Origin of the sequence: Arachidicoccus sp. (genome assembly GCF_050436765.1) — a bacterium.
Lineage (GTDB): Bacteria > Bacteroidota > Bacteroidia > Chitinophagales > Chitinophagaceae > Arachidicoccus.
Genome location: NZ_JBNQGD010000022.1, coordinates 1 through 19,703 on the forward strand (window position 1 = coordinate 1; position 19,703 = coordinate 19,703).

14 protein-coding genes are annotated in these 19,703 nt (G+C 38.0%); 2 read left to right on the plus strand and 12 right to left on the minus strand.

The annotated features are described in order from the left end of the window. Window positions 1-177 precede the first annotated feature (177 nt). The 5 genes from ACQR30_RS00835 to ACQR30_RS00855 all read right to left on the minus strand — a co-directional run bounded on the left by ACQR30_RS00835 (window position 178) and on the right by ACQR30_RS00855 (window position 5,841). On the minus strand, window positions 178-795 hold the full coding sequence (locus ACQR30_RS00835) for a porin family protein (protein WP_429729903.1): 618 nt from the start codon (window positions 793-795) through the stop codon (window positions 178-180). A gap of 351 nt (window positions 796-1,146) precedes the next feature. Continuing rightward, window positions 1,147-2,400, minus strand: a complete 1,254-nt coding sequence (locus ACQR30_RS00840; RefSeq protein WP_429729906.1) for an NAD(P)/FAD-dependent oxidoreductase — start codon at window positions 2,398-2,400, stop codon at window positions 1,147-1,149. Window positions 2,401-2,417: 17 nt separating this feature from the next. Further along, entirely contained in the window at window positions 2,418-3,419 is a 1,002-nt protein-coding gene (locus ACQR30_RS00845; RefSeq protein ID WP_429729910.1) for a 4-hydroxyproline epimerase, read from the minus strand. A gap of 4 nt (window positions 3,420-3,423) precedes the next feature. Further along, window positions 3,424-4,896 carry an aldehyde dehydrogenase (NADP(+)) gene (locus ACQR30_RS00850; RefSeq protein ID WP_429729913.1) on the minus strand — a complete coding sequence of 491 codons (1,473 nt, stop codon included), beginning with the start codon at window positions 4,894-4,896 and terminating at the stop codon, window positions 3,424-3,426. A 48-nt stretch (window positions 4,897-4,944) separates the two neighbouring features. Beyond that, window positions 4,945-5,841 (minus strand): dihydrodipicolinate synthase family protein, encoded by an 897-nt coding sequence (locus ACQR30_RS00855; RefSeq protein WP_429729916.1) that lies wholly within the window; start codon window positions 5,839-5,841, stop codon window positions 4,945-4,947. Between the two features lie 155 nt (window positions 5,842-5,996). Here ACQR30_RS00855 and ACQR30_RS00860 point away from each other — a divergent pair, with 155 nt between their 5' ends. Then, complete coding sequence (locus ACQR30_RS00860) at window positions 5,997-6,152, plus strand: hypothetical protein (RefSeq protein ID WP_429729919.1); 156 nt, start codon at window positions 5,997-5,999, stop codon at window positions 6,150-6,152. Window positions 6,153-6,491: 339 nt separating this feature from the next. Further along, a complete protein-coding gene (locus ACQR30_RS00865; protein WP_429729922.1) occupies window positions 6,492-7,235 on the plus strand; it encodes a hypothetical protein in 744 nt (247 codons plus the stop codon). A 700-nt stretch (window positions 7,236-7,935) separates the two neighbouring features. Here the strand turns inward: ACQR30_RS00865 and ACQR30_RS00870 are convergent. From ACQR30_RS00870 to ACQR30_RS00900, 7 genes are all read right to left on the minus strand, one after another. Further along, on the minus strand, window positions 7,936-10,497 hold the full coding sequence (locus ACQR30_RS00870) for an alpha-L-arabinofuranosidase C-terminal domain-containing protein (RefSeq protein ID WP_429729925.1): 2,562 nt from the start codon (window positions 10,495-10,497) through the stop codon (window positions 7,936-7,938). Between the two features lie 44 nt (window positions 10,498-10,541). Then, window positions 10,542-11,441 carry a hypothetical protein gene (locus ACQR30_RS00875; RefSeq protein WP_429729929.1) on the minus strand — a complete coding sequence of 300 codons (900 nt, stop codon included), beginning with the start codon at window positions 11,439-11,441 and terminating at the stop codon, window positions 10,542-10,544. A 110-nt stretch (window positions 11,442-11,551) separates the two neighbouring features. Further along, on the minus strand, window positions 11,552-12,508 hold the full coding sequence (locus ACQR30_RS00880) for a hypothetical protein (protein WP_429729932.1): 957 nt from the start codon (window positions 12,506-12,508) through the stop codon (window positions 11,552-11,554). A 51-nt stretch (window positions 12,509-12,559) separates the two neighbouring features. After that, window positions 12,560-13,201: a hypothetical protein gene (locus ACQR30_RS00885; RefSeq protein WP_429729935.1), complete on the minus strand. Its 642-nt coding sequence runs from the start codon at window positions 13,199-13,201 to the stop codon at window positions 12,560-12,562. Window positions 13,202-13,211: 10 nt separating this feature from the next. Further along, window positions 13,212-14,726 carry a RagB/SusD family nutrient uptake outer membrane protein gene (locus tag ACQR30_RS00890; RefSeq protein WP_429729938.1) on the minus strand — a complete coding sequence of 505 codons (1,515 nt, stop codon included), beginning with the start codon at window positions 14,724-14,726 and terminating at the stop codon, window positions 13,212-13,214. Between the two features lie 18 nt (window positions 14,727-14,744). Continuing rightward, window positions 14,745-17,960: a SusC/RagA family TonB-linked outer membrane protein gene (locus ACQR30_RS00895; RefSeq protein WP_429729941.1), complete on the minus strand. Its 3,216-nt coding sequence runs from the start codon at window positions 17,958-17,960 to the stop codon at window positions 14,745-14,747. A 360-nt stretch (window positions 17,961-18,320) separates the two neighbouring features. After that, complete coding sequence (locus ACQR30_RS00900; protein WP_429729944.1) at window positions 18,321-19,679, minus strand: glycoside hydrolase family 27 protein; 1,359 nt, start codon at window positions 19,677-19,679, stop codon at window positions 18,321-18,323. Window positions 19,680-19,703: the final 24 nt, after the last annotated feature.

Genomic DNA, 19,703 nt, shown 5'->3' on the forward strand with positions numbered 1-19,703 from the left:
CCACGTATAATCAGCGTTTCAGAGGTTTTTTTTCAATTTGCTGTCAAACTCAAGATAAGTCTGTAAAATTACAATTAATATTTACCCCTGAAATATTTTTACAGCAGAAAATCATTCCCAATAAAAAATCCGAAGTAGTCAATGCTTCGGATTTTCTATTTCTTTTTTTAAGTACCATCAAAACTTATAGCCAATACCCAGTGTAGCCGTGCTAGGTGTCAATTTATTATATTCCGTAGTAGCATTTTTATTAGCTTGCCCCAGGAAAGGATTATAACGTAAATCAAGAAATAGACCTTGAAATATATAGTAGGTAGCACCCACTGCCAATCCGACCTGAAAAGATTTAATTTGATCGGATATATTGTTAGTAACAGTCTTCAAGCTGTTTCCGTCATATTGAGATTGTGTCGCACCAATGCAGAAATTAAACGTAGGACCCGCATTCAAACTAAATTTGGGCCTGACAAAATATTCTGCCAACAATGGGACCGATAAATAATCCAAATGATTTTTATAATCATCATAACCAGTGTTGGAAACGGTAAAATTATTGGTCATATATAAAGCCTCTAATTGCAGTTTAAATTTATTGCCAGCCGAATTAGGAGACATTTCCACGAATCCTCCGCCCCAAAAACCAGCTTTTGGTGTAAGTTTAGTGTCTAAAGTATTAGGCACTTGCAAAGCAGTTAGGGAATAATCTGCTCCTAATTTTAGACCATACCTAAAGCTTGTTTGAGCGAAAATACCAGTTGAAGCGAAAATCATTAAGCAGAAAAGAATTTTTTTCATAAATAAATATTTATGCAAAAAGAATATCTTTTCGCTAATAAAAATCAAAATCGCAAAACTTTCACACAATGACAACGCTTTGGTATAAGTCGAGCCAAAATTTTATACATTTATAAAAATAATAAGTCGTACAATATTTTGTTGTGCATTCGAATCGATTAGTCCCTATAGGTGAAATAACCGCACAAACTACTTATCTCTTCAAGGCTCAAATTAAGGAGGCTCAAAAAATTAAAATCTCCACAACATCCATGGGGAGAGTGAGAAAATGTGTAAGACGCAATTAGAGCTTATTGGGGGATTTTGCTCACCACCTGAGAATTCCAATCATTGCTTTTGCTAACGGAGATTTTAAGCAAACCGCTCTACTGCAAATGCAGAAATATCAACACTTGTTTTCTGGTTCTCCAATAGTTCGGATACAATCAAACCCGTAGCGGCACCCAGACTCAACCCCAAATGCGAATGGCCCGTGGCGACTACTAAATTTTCCCATTTTTTTGTTCTACCTAAATATGGCATACCGTCTCCTGAAACAGGTCGAAAACCACTCCATATTTGGTCTTTGATTGCGTCATGAGCAACACTTATATCGGGGAAAAAGTCATGAATAGCCTCCAGAATACCTATTACGCGATTGAATTTAGGAGGAGTATTGGGAGAAGTTATTTCCATTGTTCCACCAAAGCGAACTTTGTCTCCCATAGGCGTGAATGCGCAACGCCCCTCAAATAAAAGACCAGGATGAATCAGTTTGTATTTTTCATCCAAAACGGGGACGGTCACAGAATAGCCACGCCCCGCCACTAAAGGCATTTTTAAATTTAGTTGATGAGCAATAGCTCCGCTCCACGAACCAGCTGCTAACACAAATGCATCTGCTTCGTAGAATGCTCCGGAACTACCAACACATTTAATCTTATGATTTTTTACCTGGACTTGCGTTACTTCGGTATTGGCAATTAAGGTCACTCCCAATTCTTTAAGCTCTTTAATGAGCCCACGCATTAATTTCCCCGGATCCAAATGCCCATCGCACTTATAATAAATAGAACCTAGCGCATCCACAGCCGTGTGAGGTTCTAAAGACTGCAATTCTTCTTTGTCAATCAATGCAACATCCAAACCAAGCTTTTGACCAAAAGCCACGACACCCGCGCATTCTTCTTTGCCCTTTTTGGTTTTAAAAATTTCCAGCATGCCATTTTGCTGATAGGCCATATCTATTTCATCGCGCCAATTTGTTTCATATTCATGCTGGCTCAAAAGGCCTATATCACGCAATGGAATGCCGTGTTTAACCACATTTCTTGCAGTAGCACTTTTTAAGAAACTCAACCCCCAATTAATCAAATCCTTATTCAATCTAGGTTGGATATAAAAAGGACTTTTGGAATCCATCATCCATTTTAACCCTTGGCGGGCGATACCCGGCGTAGCCAACTGAATATAATGGCTCGGACAAACAAAACCAGCATTTCCATAAGAACAATTATCTGTAAAGTCACCTTTATCTAAAACAGTTACCTGCCATCCAGCTTTAGCTAGATATCTTGCAGAAGAAAGGCCACTAATTCCGCCTCCTATAATTACTACTTTGTCCATTTAAATTAGATTAAAATTTAGATTACCGAAAACCCATAAGCAAAAGGATCATCATCTGGATCAATAGTGATGGTGTTATGACCATACACTCTTGCCCAACCTTCAATACCCGGCCTTACAGCCGGCTTACCGACAACCGTAGTTTCTTCTTCAATCGTGCCTATAAACTTTGAACCAATTATACTTTCGTGAATAAATTGTTCACCTTTTTTCAGCAAACCCTTGCTGTACCATTGTGCAATACGAGCTGAAGTACCCGTTCCGCAAGGGCTACGGTCGATAGCTTTTTCTCCATAAAACACAGCATTGCGTGCCGTAGAGCTAGCATCCAATACCGCACCTGTCCATAAAATATGGTGCACCCCATTGATAGTCGGATCCTCAGGATGAACAAACTGATATCTTTCATTAATCAATTTTCGCAATTCCCGCGCCCAAACAATCAACTTTTCGGCGGAATAATGCTCCAGTCCCTTAAAATTTCTTTGTACATCAATTATGGCATAAAAATTCCCGCCGTAGGCAACATCAAAAACCAATTCTCCTAATTCAGGACAAGTAACTGTCATATCGGTTTGAGCAAGATACGCTGGAACATTTACCAACTTCACGCTTTTCACTTTCCCATTTTCGATATTATAGGTAATGGGTACAACTCCAGCAGGCGTTTCCAAACGCACTATCCCCGGCACTTTCGGATGAATCAATCCTTCTTCAATACCAATGGTTATGGTGCCAATAGTTCCATGTCCACACATCGGTAAGCAGCCGCTCGTTTCAATAAACAAAACACCAATATCATTGGCGGCATCGGTTGGCGGGTATAAAATACTACCGCTCATCATGTCATGACCGCGTGGTTCAAACATTAATCCCTTCCTTATCCAATCATAATTCTGCAAAAAGAATTGTCTTCTTTCGCTCATATTATTTCCTTCTAAAAATGGCCCCCCGCCGGCTACAAGTCTAACAGGGTTACCACAAGTATGACCATCAATACAGAAAAAAGTTTGTTTCATTTTTTTACATTTTCCATTCATTGTCAACCAAACGCCAAATTTTATAGGGATTCGTATCTTTCAATTCATCGGGTAGAAATTGTTGTGGAAAACCTTGATAGCAAATAGGTCTCACCCACCTTCTTATTGCGGTTGTTCCAACAGAAGTTGAGCGTCCGTCAGATGTAGAAGGATAAGGGCCTCCATGAATCATACTGCTACACACTTCCACTCCCGTTGGGACATCATTTACCAAAATCCTTCCGGCAATTTTTTGTTGCACTCGAAAAATATCTTGATGTACCGACATATCATTTTCCGTCGCCATTAAGGTGGTGGTAAGCTGCCCATCTATTTGGGTTAAAACATCTTTTAATTCACCTGTATTCTTACAAATAACTAAAAGAGAGTAAGGGCCAAATACTTCTTCTTGCAAATACTCATTTTCTAAGAATGCGTCTGCATTTATTTTTCCTACTAGGGGCATTGCCTGAATTCCAGTAGATAATTGCGACGCCGTCGCAATTATTTCTATATCTTTTTTATCTCTGATCTTTTTTACCGCTTGACAATAATTATCATGAATGCCTCGGTGCAACATATCTTGAGGCACCGCCGCCTCAATACCAGCTTTCAACCCATCGATAAACTGATGTAACCCCGGTCCGTCTATCGCCAAAATCAGTCCCGGATTAGTGCAAAACTGTCCCATTCCCAAGGTGATAGAAGCAGCAAGCTTCTTAACCAGTTCTGTCGCATTTTGTGCTAAATATTCCGGATAAAATACAACCGGATTGACGCTACCCATCTCCGCATAAACGGGTATTGGTGTTTTACGCGCACTTGCGTAATCCATTAATGCGCGGCCGCCCTTAAAGGAACCAGTAAAGCCAACTCCAGCCGTAATAGGATGTTGTACCAAATCTTTGCCCACAGTAAAAGATCCATTAGAAATATGCTGAATAGTATGCTCCGGCATATGCGCTACTTGCTGCGCAATTTTCATCGCCTCAAAAATCATTTCCGAAGTATGCGTATGTGCAGGATGACCTTTAATGACAACTGTCGAACCTGACGCTAAAGCACTGGCTGTGTCTCCACCAGCCGTAGAGAAAGCAAAAGGAAAATTACTCGCTCCAAAAATAATTACAGGGCCGACAGGACATAGCATTTTGCGCGTATCTGGCTTCGGCATTGGCTTGCGTTGCGGATTTCCGTTGTCTATTGCGGCTTCGACCCAACTGCCTTCCTGAACCAGATCGGCAAACATTTTCAATTGATTAACTGTTCGAGATAGTTCTCCCTGCAGTCGACCTTCCGGCAAATGGCTTTCTTCCATCGCAACAGGCACCAACTTTTCTCTGTGGAGTTCTATCTGTATCGCTATTTCATTTAAAAACGAAGCGCGCAAATCCTTTTGGGCTTTATTGTATTTATCAAAAGCTTCTAAAGCATTTTGCATAATGTCATCGATCAATTTTCCTTCATTTTCGTTCATCGTCAATTTTCTTTTAAAACTAAAACCTATAAATCAAATATAAGCATTTTACAATTGAGGCCTGTTGGTCAAGGCTTCTTCTATTGTGCGAATGGCTCTCGCTCTTCTTTCTCCTGCAAGTGGCATTCTAGGCGCTCTTACGTATTCCGTACCGATCCCCTCATAGACTTCTGCGAGTTTAATATATTGTACTAATTGAGGATCTATATCGAATTCTAATAAAGGCATAAACCATCTGTAAATGCCCAATGCTTCTTTATATTTCTCGGCTTTTATATAATTATAAATAGCCACTGTTTCTTTTGGAAAAGCACAAACTAATCCCGCCACTAAACCATCAGCACCGGCTGCTAATTCTTCAAAAGTTAAGGTATCTACACCACAAAGAATTTTAAACCGGTCTCCAAATCTATTTTTCATTCGCGTCACGTTTGTTACATCCCTGGTTGATTCTTTTACGGCCTGTATAGAAGGCAAATCAACCATTTGGGTAAACATATCAATTGTAATTTCTGTTTTATAATCAATTGGATTGTTGTATAAAAGTATAGGCAAATCTGTAGCGCCGGCAATGGTTCTAAAATAAGTTACCGTTTCTTCTGCGGTGCTTTTGTAACGCGACGGAGGTAATAACATTAAACCACTTGCACCCCAAGATTTTGCAGCTATAGCTAAAGCAACTCCATCTTTGGTAGCACCTTCAGCCACGTTAACTATTACAGGTAGCCTTTCTTTAAAATAACTAACAGCAAACCTTACAAGCTTTTCTTTCTCTTCATTACTAATAGTACTCGACTCCCCTAAAGATCCTCCAATAATAATTCCTTTAACTCCTCCAGCCTCTTGTGCCGCAAGGCTTTTTTCAAACATTTTCAAATCTAACTCATCATTTTGATTAAATTTTGTTGTTATGGCAGGGAACACACCACTCCACTGAATTTTCATACGCTATATTTTTAAATTATTTACTGTAAAATTAATAAGGAAGTTTTGACGATCATATATCATTCTTGCTTATTCATTTACATATTTTAACCTTTTTATTCGCAAATAAAATAGATCAATTCTGAAATAAACTTACTTCGAAAATATTACAAATCATGTTCTATCCTCAGGGAGGTTTAGATTTTGCACCTTATCCTACTTATATAGCAACAAAGGAAGAAAATATTTTACAGAGGCAGAGTGGGCAAACCAAAATTAAACAAGGACTTTTTGAAGGAGAACTCTTGAACCCTAAATATAGAACAATATAAAGAGGCAAGGAAAATTACACAGCAAAGCTAAGCCGCACCCCATCAGCTGGAAGGCAATTATTTTGCTTTTATAATGGCCCCAACTCTTGCAATGTTGGCCTCAATTTCTCTATCCTAAATTTATGCAGATAGTTCAAGGCTATTGATGATTCTCTTTCTTTACTATAGATTCCATTTAGTAGAAAATCTAAAATTATTAATGACAATTAATAATTTCGGATGAATAGAAGAATAGGAAATTAAATATTTTCAACAAAGCTAGAATATGGTAAAGATCTATTAAAATATGCATGGTACTTTTCAACATCGCGGATTATTTTTACATAAAATATTGAATATATGAAAAAACTAGTTTTAGTAGGTGTTTCTCTTTTTCTCTTAAGCTGTCAAAAAACTACGCCTATTTCAAGCGACAATAATAATGTGGAAGAACAAATTGCAGCCGTTATAAAAAAATATCCAAACCTTTCTATTGTTCATACGAGTGTCTCAAATAGTAAAGCAATAACTGTCAATTCTTTACAAGAATTTGAAGATTCTGTTGCAGCTTTATCTAACAAGGCTTTGTCAATTAAAGTAATTACAGACACATCTGAAATTAAAAAATTGGATTCAGTGTATGGGCAATCAAAGGTCCAATCACAGCACGCAACGCTTGCGTCAGCACAGAGTGGTGGTTCAGGAATCTATGCATGGCATACAGTACAATATGTAGGCAATAGCGAGGCAGGTGATTATCCAGTCTATTATTACGCCTCCTTTAATTATTACACGAGTCCTCCTCCTGAGATCAACTATATAACTTCGGTTACTAATCTTTCTTCTTCTTCTCCAACAGCTACCTCAGAGCAACCACATTCTCCAGGTTATTATGAATATACCTATAATTATACACAAGCATCCTCAGGTTATGCTCTATCTGGAGAAAATCAAATTGCTACTCTTGCGTTTAATGGTACCGTTAGCTTAATCTGCACTTACACCTTCTTTATATATACGGCACAGGTAAGTGCTACATCCAAACCTTTGTCTGAGAACCCAACTGTTTTCAGTTCCACCTTTCCTAAAACATTCGTTCCTTAAATATGCAAAAAAGATTCATAAACTTAACTATAATCATCATTATATTTAGTCTTACAGCCTGTCGCACCTTGCACAGTGAAGAAAGATACTATTTAAAACATTTTAAATATATAACAAATAAATATGACTGGAAACAAGATAAGATGACGATTAACCCCATCCCCCCCAATTAGAAGTTACCAACAAGAAAGCAAACTAAGAGTTTCCTCGCTTTTATAGAACATAATATGGCGCTATGGCCAGATTCTATGAGTGAGGTCTCTTATCAAGTACAGAAAGCGGATACAATAGTAAAAAGCCAGATAAGTATTCGTTTCGGTGGATGTATCATGGATTCCTTTTATATAAATCCTGCTAAAATTGAATATATTAAGAAGTATCACCTAGAAACGCCGCATAAGCACTTTGTATTAAAATAAGAAGTACTTACACCACAACACTCGACCAAGTCAAGAAAACAGCATATCCAGAAGATTTTTATTTGACTACTACAAGTTAAACACCTGCATTGGCGTGACGGCACTTGTGCCTTCTAATAATCCATATTGAGCCATCCGCTGAACCAGTTTGGTATGGTTAAATCTATAGAGATCGCCCAATAGAATAGAACCCATTCGTTATGGCAAAGAATCGACAAGCTCATTCAATTGAACATGACTAGCAAAGTAGAGAAAGAAGAAAATACAAAAATATTTTTCTTTTAATGGGCAATAACCTTTAATCGAATAATCGATATAGAATAAGGAGGTAGCGACACCTCAAAATTATCCGAGGCATTGGTAATCAACTTCTTTACCGGAACATATTTTGTCGGATTATCGAAAGAATTTTCGGCTTCCAAATTTGGCGCACTAAGTATTGTCATATCCGCATTTTTATTTATCTGCCCCATGTTTAGTGTTTTTATATTTGTAGTGTAAGGCGATGCTGAGGCATTCACCAACGTTACGATTAAGTCACCACTTTTTTCATCTTTTCCTGCAATTGCGAAAAATTTCCTTGGCTCTTTATAAGTCATGATCAGCTTATCATCAAGATAACAGGCAATGCTATCTTTCATAACTTCTAAGCGAATATCATACCACTCACCCGTCTTTATAGGTGTTTGTAATGGGCGCTGCGTTATCAAATCTGCAACATCTTCCCCATTTGTAACAGATTCAAAGGTACAATGCGAATTCACCCAGGAGCCAATATGTATACGCATAAAAGTTTTCTCGTCCTTCATCGCAAAGGGGATAATAAAAGCGTTTGTCCCACTCAATTTGCGCGCTTTTATTTTAAGTGTGTAGGTCTCAAAACTTTTATTTTTTAAGTAGGCTAATGTCTGTGCTCCATTAGCAGTTTCAGCTAATGAACTGTCCTGAACCTTCCAAGTGCCGCGAACTTTTGACCACTCTTCCGGGTTATTTAAAAAGTCTGAATGGTAAACAATCTTCCCATGTTGAATAATGTTAAGATCTTTATACGCTGTTTGCGTATCCCATGTTGCGAGTCCAATACCACCCGCAAACATTGGCCGGGCATCAGATGTATTTTGTTGAAGTTTTGAACTACTATATACATTAACATCTGCCCTATTTTGCGTCATCATTTGAATCATATAATAAGATATGTGCGCAAAACTTCGTGAAGCATCAAAATTTATCAAATTTACCGGCCAGTCTTCATTATTTATATTCGCCAAAAGTGGCGCATAGCTGCTCATAGAAACAAGATCACCATTGCGTTCCATAGATAGAATATACACAGCATCACTAAGGGTAGCATTCATATCCCCCTGCCCTACGCCACTATTGGTGGCATATTCACCTACATAAACTTTATAACCTTCGCGCTTATAATTATCAAAATGGGGATAATTATTCATTGCCCAAAAAGCCGGCTTGTAAGCATGCTCATCTGCAATCTCTACATGTTGCATACTGTCTAAGGTGTAGCGATTAACGTCGCTCAATCCCATGCTCGCAATAATGTGGATTTGCGGATATTTTTTATGAATAGCTTCATAAAACCAATTATACCTGCGGGCATATCTTGGTCCTGATTGTTCATTACCCAATTCAATGTACGCTAGAGGGTACAGCTTCGGATGCCCATTTTGGGCTCGTAATTTACCCCATTTACTCGTTGTTGGCCCAATCGCATATTCAATAGCATCGAGCGCATTTTGAATATAAAATTGAACACTATCATCCGGTGCAAAAGTACCACTACGCATTTCACAAGAAACGCCAACGTTCGCAACAAACAAACCTTTTGCGCCAATATCTTCACAAAATCTAAGGTACTCATCAAAACCAAACCCATCCGTACTCCAATAACCCCAGGGGCTATAAGTTTCCGGACGCTGTTCAATAGGACCAATTGAATTTTTCCAATTAAAAGAGCTTTGGATATTCATTCCCTCAACAAAGCAGCCACCGGGCCACCGGATAAAAGCGGGATGAAGTGCAGCAATATCTTGTGCAAGATCAACTCTTAAGCCATTGGGGCGATTTTTAAATGTATTGCGAGGAAATAAGGATACAAAATCTAAATAAACAGTTCCTTTTTGATTGAAAGTTAACTCAAAGTGCGCATCAGCATCAGTTTGTTGTGGAGTCAATGCACAACTATATTTAATCCAACCGGGCTTTTTGTTTATAGAAAAAGAATGACTATCCAATACAATCTCATTTTGGGAATAAAGACCTGCATTTGCTTTAGCTCCACTATAATTACCATCTGTCCATAAATAAAAACTTAGCAAATAATCCTTTCCCTTAACTGCATTGATGCCCCAATATCCCTCATTGGCAATACCTACTTTTTTTCCAGGATTTAAAATAACAATCTTAAGGTTATGTGGAGTAGCATTATTTAAAGCATGTTCCGTTGAAACTGATATGGAAAGATTACCCCCTGAACGATTTACTATTGACCAGCCAGGGTATTCAGAGCTTACTGTCCATGGCATTTTCCAATCAGATACACCCCCGTTTCTCATACCAAAATGCGGCGTTCGTTTAGGGATTAAAAAACCATCCTTTAATGTATTACCCGGAGGTAAGGTTGCATCTTCAAAACCACGATTACGAATAAGTTCTGCATATAGCCCTCCATCGCCCGCATTTGAAATCTCTTCAAAGAAAGCACCATGTAATGTTGGAGACACCGGATTCTTCAATTTCGATGCATCAATAGTCAGTTCTGCTTTTTGAGCACCAATAATTCCGATTTGAAAAAACGCAATAATTATCAACCATGTTTTCTTATACATAAAGCCTTCTTTAAAATTATTCGTCCCATTATCATCGGCAATTCTTAGGGATGCTTCGCCGGGCGAAGATTTCTGCTATAATATACATCCGACGGTATATGATGCCCGATATATACTTTGGCTAACAATGCATACAATTCGGGGTCATAACTTTTAAGATCCGCCGGTGATTGTACCCGAACGCCTTTATCATAAAATTCAATGTTCGACCAAAACCACCACTGTGTTCCCTCCGCCCAATATTCCTGAACTGTATTGATGGCATATTGTCCTTTGTACATGCCACTGTTCTTAGCGTGTGCATAAGCACTTGCAACAGAATCGTAGAATGCCGGATTTATACGCTGTAAGGTGCCTAATATATTGTGACTGAATTCATGTACAAAAATATTTTCACCATAATACCTTGTACCAGGATACCCCAGTAAATTTTCTTCAGCGCAAGACGTATGCAGACCACCCATGCCACGCGCCCTCTGATTCCAGTATTCCCTGTCCGTCATGGAGCCTATGCCACCCGGCTTATCATAATTCGCTCTTTCTTCCGGTACAAGACGTGGATCGTCTCTGTCTGGCTTTTTCCAATTGCGATGCTCAGGCAAATCTGTTTCCATTTCTGATTGTGCTTCTATCATTACCCGAGCACCCGCTTTTTCCATAGCAAGACGCACATTGGATATACCGGACAACATGTAATTGACTATATCTCTGGCAACCAATAATGCAGCATCCGGTACTTTCGAAGAAGAAACTATAGGAATACCAAATGCACTTGTATATTTTTGATAAAAAGGGTTAAGATGAAGGCTATCTGGCGGGGCGTATATAATGTGTTTTACGTAACCATCAATCAATTCTTGATCTCGGGTCGTTTGAGATAACAGACATTGAGATGCAAAAAGCAGTGTTGTAAATAATAATATTTTCATCTTAATATACTTCATAAATTCCAATTTTTTATTAAAACATTCGTTTTAACCAATCTTCCATATTCTATTTAGCATTTTTACTATCCTATTCATGATTTTTCACAAAGAAATAATCATTATTGCGCTTATTTGTGTTCAATATCATTTAAATAATAAGTAATTATATATGTTCCATTCGGTTGATAAAAAATTGGCGTTAAAACAGGATTTACATTTAAACCGTTACTCGTATATTTCCACGGTATCTGATAGTAACTTATACCGCCGTTCCAAGAAGATCCGTCATCAATGACTGTCGATGAAAAAATTGGAAACTGTGGGACACCTGAAGGATATTCATATTCTAAAGAAGAATCCGTTTTCACCTCCGGGTAATAGGGGTCCCAATCTGCAAAATTTGACCTTCCTTTACGATGCACGACTTCTGCATTTGCAGGATCAAATGGCTTTCCATTTTTATCTAAAAATTTAAAAATAACTTTATTGGCACCTTTAGGAACTCTTGTTATGATTACATTCATGGATGATGGATAGAAATTCCCTAAAATATCAGAGGTAGTAACGCCTTCATAGAAAATTGAGTCAGTTATAATAGGTACAATGTTTATTTCACACGCATTATTTATTTCACGTGTTCCCCTTACATTTGACACTTCAATATTCATATTGTATTTTCCGGCTGGTACATAGACAGTCGCAGCAGTAAATTGTAAACGACCTCCGATTTCAGCAATATTAAACGGCCTAACCATGCTGTCACTTAACTTTGCCTTTAACATATCAATCGTAGAATCTAAATAGGTTACAGTGCCTTTATATGTAACAATATTTTGCGGAGTAGTAAGCAAACTATCCGCATCTTTTCCTGAAGAATCCGTCAGAGAAAGGACTTTAACATGCAATGGTTCTGTTGAGCCATCTGCCACCAAAGAAGAGGATACAGTGGTGACGCCTTGTAGTACATTAAAAGGATTGACCTGATAAAATATACGGTCGCTCAAATAACCGTGAATTATTTTCTGACAGCCCCAGAAAAAGACTGTCGAAGCAACAAGAAAAAGAATAATTTTATTTGTACGCATTTTATTCAGTTTAGCATTAAATTTTAAATTTTAAAAATCAACTCAACTCTGCTATCGCTCTTTTATATCAGATATATTAGACAATACATTGAGATTAGTCCCACTTGCAGTTTTAATACCTGTCGTTTGACAATTGAGTATTCCATCCGTAGGATCATTTGCAGGAGCTCCTGAAGATCCATCAAGCCAGTCATTGATCTGGATATATTGCAAGACGTAATAGGTAAACACAGAATTGGCAGCACCAAATGTATTTGCCGTTTTCATCACACCACATATTGTATCAGCCCAGTTTTGATGACTGACTGCTTTTAATGTTGCATTATCCAATGTAAGGGTCGAATCTGAAAACATAAATTGAGTCAAAAACTTAGCACTGACATGTGCATACAAGGAATCCAAAGATGTAATTTGTTCATTTGTCATAAAACGAACAATTGAAAAATCAGTAGGTGCAAAAAAAGTTCCCGCTGAATTTAATGAATCTTTCAACCCAAAATGATCAATAATCATTAAGACGGTATCAAACTGATGATAGGGATTACTTTGTAGATATTCATAAGTATTTAGTGTAGTTGTAGTCCTTGCCAGACCGCCATCGGTAAGATAATTCTTTTCGCATGAACTGAGTCCACAGAAAAGAAAAAAGCATGCGACTACCAAAATAGGTAAACAATATTTAAAGGTTTTCATCTAAAAAAATTTAATTAGTTAAAAGTTGCATCCAATAAGGCGTTTGGGTCAATAACGGGTTCAGTGTAAACAAAGTTGGGTCGAGTGGCCAATAATATTTACCTGCTGAGAAATCATTTTGTGAAATATATGGAAATTGAGAAACACCAGTAAGCCGCTCATTACGTACCAAATCATAGAACCTACTTCCTTCCAGGTATAATTCCCTTCCTCTTTCTGCTGTAACAGTATCTATTAATGCAGCCCTTCCACTAACAGTTGCAATAGAATTAATCCCAGCCCTGGCTCTTACCGCATTTACTAAGCTAAGCGCTCCCGCATAATTGGGCGAAGACTTCGCCGCCAATGCTTCCGCTTTTAGAAGCATTATACCAGCCAAACGGAAAATAATGATATTGTTTTTTGAAAGATAATAATTGACATTGTTATTAGTAATGGTCTCAATGTTTGAATATTTAATACAGGAATAGTAAGTTACATTTCCAGATACTAAGGATGTAAATTCATTCTTATAGCGAATATCATTAGTATCGCTATAAAGCGTATGAAGCATATTAGGATCAATTTGCCAATTAGGAATGGTATTTATAGGGAGGTAGGGCGTGGCAAGTGTATAGTTAGCAATGCTGGCACTATATTGCGTAGCATTCATGGCTTCAGTAGACGAATTTTGTGCAATTTCAAAAATACCTTCGTCAGATTGTCCTTTATAAATATCCTTATAGTTCGCTCCAGAAACTAATGCGTAAGAGCCGGAATTTATAACGGAATCACAGGCCTTATTACAACTATCATAACTACCTTTCCAGGCATAGACATTTGCCAATAATGCAAACGCGGCTCCTTTATCTGCCCGCACTACCCTGTCGGCAGAAGATTCATCTTTCCACGGTAGCAACTTATTTGCGACGCTTAAATCAGCAATACAAGCGTTTAAAACTTGATTTTGTGGGCTGCGAGTTTGCCCGTCAAAGCCAGATATATCCGCCTGATAAGAAGTATCAAGAGGTACATCTCCCCAAACTCTGGACATATAAAAGTAATTGAAAGCACGTGTAAAATATGCCTCCCCAAGATATTTGTTACGATTAGCCATTTCTTCTTGGGCATCATTACCATTAAAAGCAGACAAAGGCATTTGACTGATAAAATGAATACATCTATTACTTTGTTGAATCGATGCATAAAAGCTAGTATATACGCGAAGCTTCAACTTTGGATCATAGGTATTCAAAGAAGATACAGATATAGCCCAGTTTACCATTCGAATATTATTAAAATCTCCATCTACTACATTATTAAATTCATCGGAGGGAAGGTCTCCGTATACATAGAAGCCGAGTGAAGCATCAAATGCTGATCGGATAAGAGAATAGCAACCTGCTATGCCAGCATTTGCATCTGCGTCCGTTTTCCATGAAGTAGCATCCGTAACCGTGCTAATTGGATTCTGATCTAAAAACTTATGGCAAGAGGCCAATGACAATAAGATGAAAAGTCCAAGATATAACGATTTATTTTTCATTTTAATTAGATTTATAGCTTAAAAATTAACCCTCATACCAAAGGTGAATTTCATCCCAGTCGGATAGGTAATATTGTCCGAACCCGTAGTTGGATCATACAATTCCGGATCTGGAATATCTTTTGATTGTTTGAAGATGTGGAGGTTTTCCACCATCGCATATACATTGATTCCTTTAATTTTCCAACGTTGCATTAATTTATGAGGAAGGTTATAACCTAGTGTTACTTGCTTAATCTTAATAAAGCCTCCATCTTCAAGGAAGTAAGAGCGACTAATATTCCAAGCATCTGTAGAACTACGGGTTGTACTTGGATAAATTAACCGGGGATATTTTGTCTGATTTCCAGACTCAGCCCAGAACTGGTTTAAGATATCAGGGAAAGAAGCGGGACCTGCTACTCCATTCCATGCAGCATAATTAGTGCTACCGTTTAGTGCATCCGACAAATTACCATTCAATATTTTATTACCGTAAGAGAAAGAAGTAAATATGGTCAAAGAAAAGTTTTTATAGCTAAATGAATTAGTTAGTCCACCCGTAAACTTTGGTAAAGGGCTACTACCATCTGGCACTTGATCTTGATAATCAATATTGTAATCTCCATTTTGATCTACAATTTTAGAGTCACCTGCTTGCATAGGGGTACCAAAATAAGTTATTTTATTTCCTGTAATTGGATCTGTAGGAACGTCCGCTTCTGTCGCATATACGCCCTTCACCTGCCAAAGTTTGTAACTGAATAAAGGAGAGCCAAGTGTTATCACTTTTCTAAACCAAGGATCTCCATAAAATAAATCTCTATTACCATTCGGCAACTTAGTTACCCAGTTCTTATCAAAAGAAATATTAAAACTCGTATTCCATTGAAAAGCCGATTTTGGCCCTAAATTGCGACTATTTATCGAAAGCTCCAATCCGGTATTACGCACATTTGCATAATTTCCTGAATAATACATAAAGCCTGTGGTGGCGTCTGCTGGCACAGACCATAAAAATTTATTATCAGCATCTTTTTGATACCAGTCCGCAACAAATGTCAGCCTATCATTAAACATATTCCAGTCCAAGCCAATGTCCCACTGCGGGTATTTTTCCCACCGAACATTATCGCTGGATTTTATTCCATAGTTTTGGAAATTATTGTTATAATTGAATGGAGTAACTACCGTGGCACCATTATAAGTTGAGGGAGTCCCCCCTAAATAAGAGTAAGAAGCATTCCCCAACAATGTACCTGTAGTCCCACCAAAATAACTTGCATCGTTGTAAAGAGTCTGGTATTTTACATACCAGCTACCCGGATCCTGACCAGTAATCCCCCAACTTGCACGTAACTTAATGAAATTCACAACTTTTTTGATAGGCGCAAAAAAAGATTCATCGGAAATCACCCAACCAGCGGAAAAAGCGGGAAAGGTTCCCCACCTATTTTGTGGAGAATAAATGGAACTAGCGTCCCTTCGAAGTGAAGCGGTAAAAAGATATTTCCCTGCATAATCGTAAAGTAACCTACCATAATAGGATTCAGTTGTCTTGGTTTGTTTAGAGGTATTTACAGATAGGTTGGCACCGGAAGGAACGGTTTGAAGGGTAGAAATGCCCGAAACCTGAATGCCATATGCATAAGCATTAGAGTAATATTGATTAGCTTCATAAGCCGAATAGCCAGCAACCGCCGTAAAGGAATTCCTTTTTATATGTTTGGTGTATTGCAAATAGTTTTCCCAACTCCAACCCGGATTATTGCTATTAATGCTGTAAGCTTCATTTTGTATTCCATTTAGATAACTAGGTGAAAAAAAGTTATAATTTTCCGTAAAATTATTAGCCGAATAACTACTTGTAAACAAAAGATCTTTTGTCAATGTATCTTCAAGACGAAGATTCCCTACGTATGACAATATACGGTCATCATCATAAATTCCACCGGCTCCAGAGTAAGCTTGAATCTCTTGTTGGTTTAATTGTACAAGTGAAGATGGAAAATTCCAAGAGGTAAACAAAAACGGATTACCTGCCATGCCTGCACCATGGGTATGTTTTTCAGAAGACAGCGTAAATTCTCCATGAAGGCTAATGTGCTTCATCGGGACAACCGTAAGGTTTACGGATGGAGCATAACGTTCCACACCATATCCTTTAACAGCTCCCTGTTCACTATAGTGATTTAATGAAATGCGATAATTATTACCAATACCGAAACTTCCACTAATGCCTAAATCCTCATTATGTACAATAGCTGATTTACGAATTAGCATATTCTGCCAATCTACATCCTGATTAAACGCAGGATTCAGACTATCTGTAAGCTGTTGTGGGAGGTATCCCGCAGCTATGTCGCTATAAGGAAGTTCACTTTCCAGCATGCCTAATTTAAGATTACGTTCAGCATCGCCAGTCATTATATTTTTAAATGTTGCATTTCCGGTAACACCCGTATAAGCAGAAAGGGTAACCTGAGGCCTTGCAGCAAATTGTTGCCGCGTCTTCACTATTATTACACCGTTACCACCCCTTGCTCCATAGATAGCGGTTGCAGACGCATCTTTTAAGACATCTATTGATTCTATATTGGCGGGATCAATTAAAGTTAACGGGTTAGTATATTGATAGGAAGAGCTCATGTTATTTACATCATAAATAACGCCATCTATTACATATAAGGGTGCCGTATTGCCACCATTTGCATTACCATAATCTAAGTTAGTGGAACCGCGGATGACGATATTAGCTTTAGCCCCCGGTTCACCAGTAGTGGATTGTACACTCACACCAGCCAACCTCCCCTGCAGCATTTGGTCAAAACCGGCTTCAGGAACATCCCGAATATCATCTCCTTTAATAGTAGAGACAGCCGCAGTCAATTTTCTTCTAGATTGAGAACCATACCCAACTACAACCACTTGTGATAAGTCCGTATTGCTAGCTATTAAAGAAATCGCCAAACTATTCTTTGCGACAACAACCCTTTTATCGTAACCCACATGGGTAATTTCCAACTCAGCATCACCTTTTACTTTTAGACTGAAATTGCCCTTCATATCTGTAACGGTACCTACTTTTGTTCCAACCTCTATAACAGATGTGCCGATTAACGGTTCTCCATTTTTATTTGTCACAGTTCCCGTTACGGTTAGCGTTTGAGCATCTGCACACGAAATACAAAAAAGAAAAAATACAGTTAGCGCCATCTGGGTGAATACCGATTTATGGCAAGAAACTATTCTCATTGGATATTGGTTTTATAATATGAAGAATAATTATTTTTAATTGTAAAAATTACATTTACAAGGGTAAAGTTAGAAGAGTACATTCCCTTATTATACAAAATAATTAACCTTATGTTATCGGATCTTAACTATTTTGAAATTTGTTTCAAAACTTAAATATTTGGGTGACTATTTAACCCAAAATGTCCATTTGAGATTTTGAGGATTCTATACTCCAATAATTCCCAATGGACACCACTAACTTTTTTTCATGCTATTTAGTGTAGCGACTTTCAGGCGCGTTAATTATCTAAAAAAGCCGTATTTCTTTATCCATTAATGTTTGAGTTCATGGAACGCCTAATTTACAATGCAAAGGACTTATCGTTTTGACCTCTTAATGATATACAAACCTGAAGCATGCGGACGTAGGTTTTTAGAGAAAGAACTAGCGAATAAACCCATCTGTTGGTGATGCCACATATCATATATTTTTGCAGATTTATTTATCCCCAAATCGCTTAATTGTACGTTTATATCTTGGTCAACATTTTTCAGATTAACGATTGCCAGGTAAATTGCCCCATCTTTTTTGTTGGTTGATGTAATCGCTATTTTTTCCTTATCCTGAAATATTAAACGCACATTTGTAGACTGATTGTGCATTTTCAAAACATCCTTATTGCTAAGCAGAGAAAGTGTGAAGGCATCATTATCCGGCAGGTTGCCGCCAAAAAATAAAGGCGAACGAAAAATTGTGAAAAACGTCATAAGGGTATTTTGTTCATCTTTTGAAAGGCTAGACATTCTGGACCTTCCATTTTCCCCTCGTAAAGAAATATGTCCCAACGGAATCATGTCGCAATCTGGCCAAGTGCCAGTTGCAATGTATGGATACCATTTTTTTGCTACCATCATCAAATGTGAAAGTGCTGGCCAATTATCCCAAAGGTCATTTACCATTCGCCACATATTTGCATTTTGGCTCACATTTTCGGCTTCACTTACGGGCGTTGGTCCGGGAGACGTGCTAAAAACAATGGCCCTTCCGCAATTGTCAATTGCGTGACGTATAAGTTCTATTTCTTTTTCGTGATAAACCGGCGCAGATAAATCGTCGCATTTAACAAAATCTACACCCCAGCTTGCAAACAGTCTATAAAGAGAATTATAATATGCCTGTGCGCCGGGTTTATCGGCATCTACTGTATAATTGTCATTGAGCCAGCTACATAAATCTTTTGTAGAATAAATTTGGTCTGCCGTATAATTAGTACCCTCAATTTTCATTTTTCGTTGAACTGCGATTTTTGGAACTCCACGCATTATATGCAACCCGAACTTTAATCCTTTGCTGTGAATAAAATCTGCGAGAGCTTTAAAGCCCTTCCCATCTTTTGCAGATGGAAATCTATTTACGGCGGGAGTGTACCTTCCATATTTGTCGATAGAAAATTGGGGATTTGCCTGATTGTAACCATTCGCTGTCTCATTGTCTAAATACCATCTAATGTCCACAATAATATATTGCCAGCCATATTTTTTTAGGTGTTTCGCCATATATTCGGCATTAGACCTTACTTCCGCTTCCGTAACGGAGGACCCGAAACAATCCCAGCTATTCCAGCCCATCGGTGGCGTTTTTGCCCATTCTTTAAATTTCGAATTTGATTCCTGCGCATTCGCGATAAGCACAAAGTTTAGTAAAATTGTCAACAATATACAGTTAGATATTCTCATTCTAATAACATTAATTATAGTGCA

What these genes read in the sequence shown, in the direction of transcription:
- ACQR30_RS00885 (WP_429729935.1), bottom strand. Translation starts at nt 13,201, where the DNA reads ATGAAAACCTTTAAATATTGTTTACCTATTTTGGTAGTCGCATGCTTT.
- ACQR30_RS00875 (WP_429729929.1), bottom strand. Translation starts at nt 11,441, where the DNA reads ATGAAGTATATTAAGATGAAAATATTATTATTTACAACACTGCTTTTT.
- ACQR30_RS00850 (WP_429729913.1), bottom strand. Translation starts at nt 4,896, where the DNA reads ATGAACGAAAATGAAGGAAAATTGATCGATGACATTATGCAAAATGCT.
- ACQR30_RS00845 (WP_429729910.1), bottom strand. Translation starts at nt 3,419, where the DNA reads ATGAAACAAACTTTTTTCTGTATTGATGGTCATACTTGTGGTAACCCT.
- ACQR30_RS00835 (WP_429729903.1), bottom strand. Translation starts at nt 795, where the DNA reads ATGAAAAAAATTCTTTTCTGCTTAATGATTTTCGCTTCAACTGGTATT.
- ACQR30_RS00880 (WP_429729932.1), bottom strand. Translation starts at nt 12,508, where the DNA reads ATGCGTACAAATAAAATTATTCTTTTTCTTGTTGCTTCGACAGTCTTT.
- ACQR30_RS00890 (WP_429729938.1), bottom strand. Translation starts at nt 14,726, where the DNA reads ATGAAAAATAAATCGTTATATCTTGGACTTTTCATCTTATTGTCATTG.
- ACQR30_RS00860 (WP_429729919.1), top strand. Translation starts at nt 5,997, where the DNA reads ATGTTCTATCCTCAGGGAGGTTTAGATTTTGCACCTTATCCTACTTAT.
- ACQR30_RS00855 (WP_429729916.1), bottom strand. Translation starts at nt 5,841, where the DNA reads ATGAAAATTCAGTGGAGTGGTGTGTTCCCTGCCATAACAACAAAATTT.
- ACQR30_RS00870 (WP_429729925.1), bottom strand. Translation starts at nt 10,497, where the DNA reads ATGTATAAGAAAACATGGTTGATAATTATTGCGTTTTTTCAAATCGGA.
- ACQR30_RS00840 (WP_429729906.1), bottom strand. Translation starts at nt 2,400, where the DNA reads ATGGACAAAGTAGTAATTATAGGAGGCGGAATTAGTGGCCTTTCTTCT.
- ACQR30_RS00865 (WP_429729922.1), top strand. Translation starts at nt 6,492, where the DNA reads ATGAAAAAACTAGTTTTAGTAGGTGTTTCTCTTTTTCTCTTAAGCTGT.
- ACQR30_RS00895 (WP_429729941.1), bottom strand. Translation starts at nt 17,960, where the DNA reads ATGAGAATAGTTTCTTGCCATAAATCGGTATTCACCCAGATGGCGCTA.
- ACQR30_RS00900 (WP_429729944.1), bottom strand. Translation starts at nt 19,679, where the DNA reads ATGAGAATATCTAACTGTATATTGTTGACAATTTTACTAAACTTTGTG.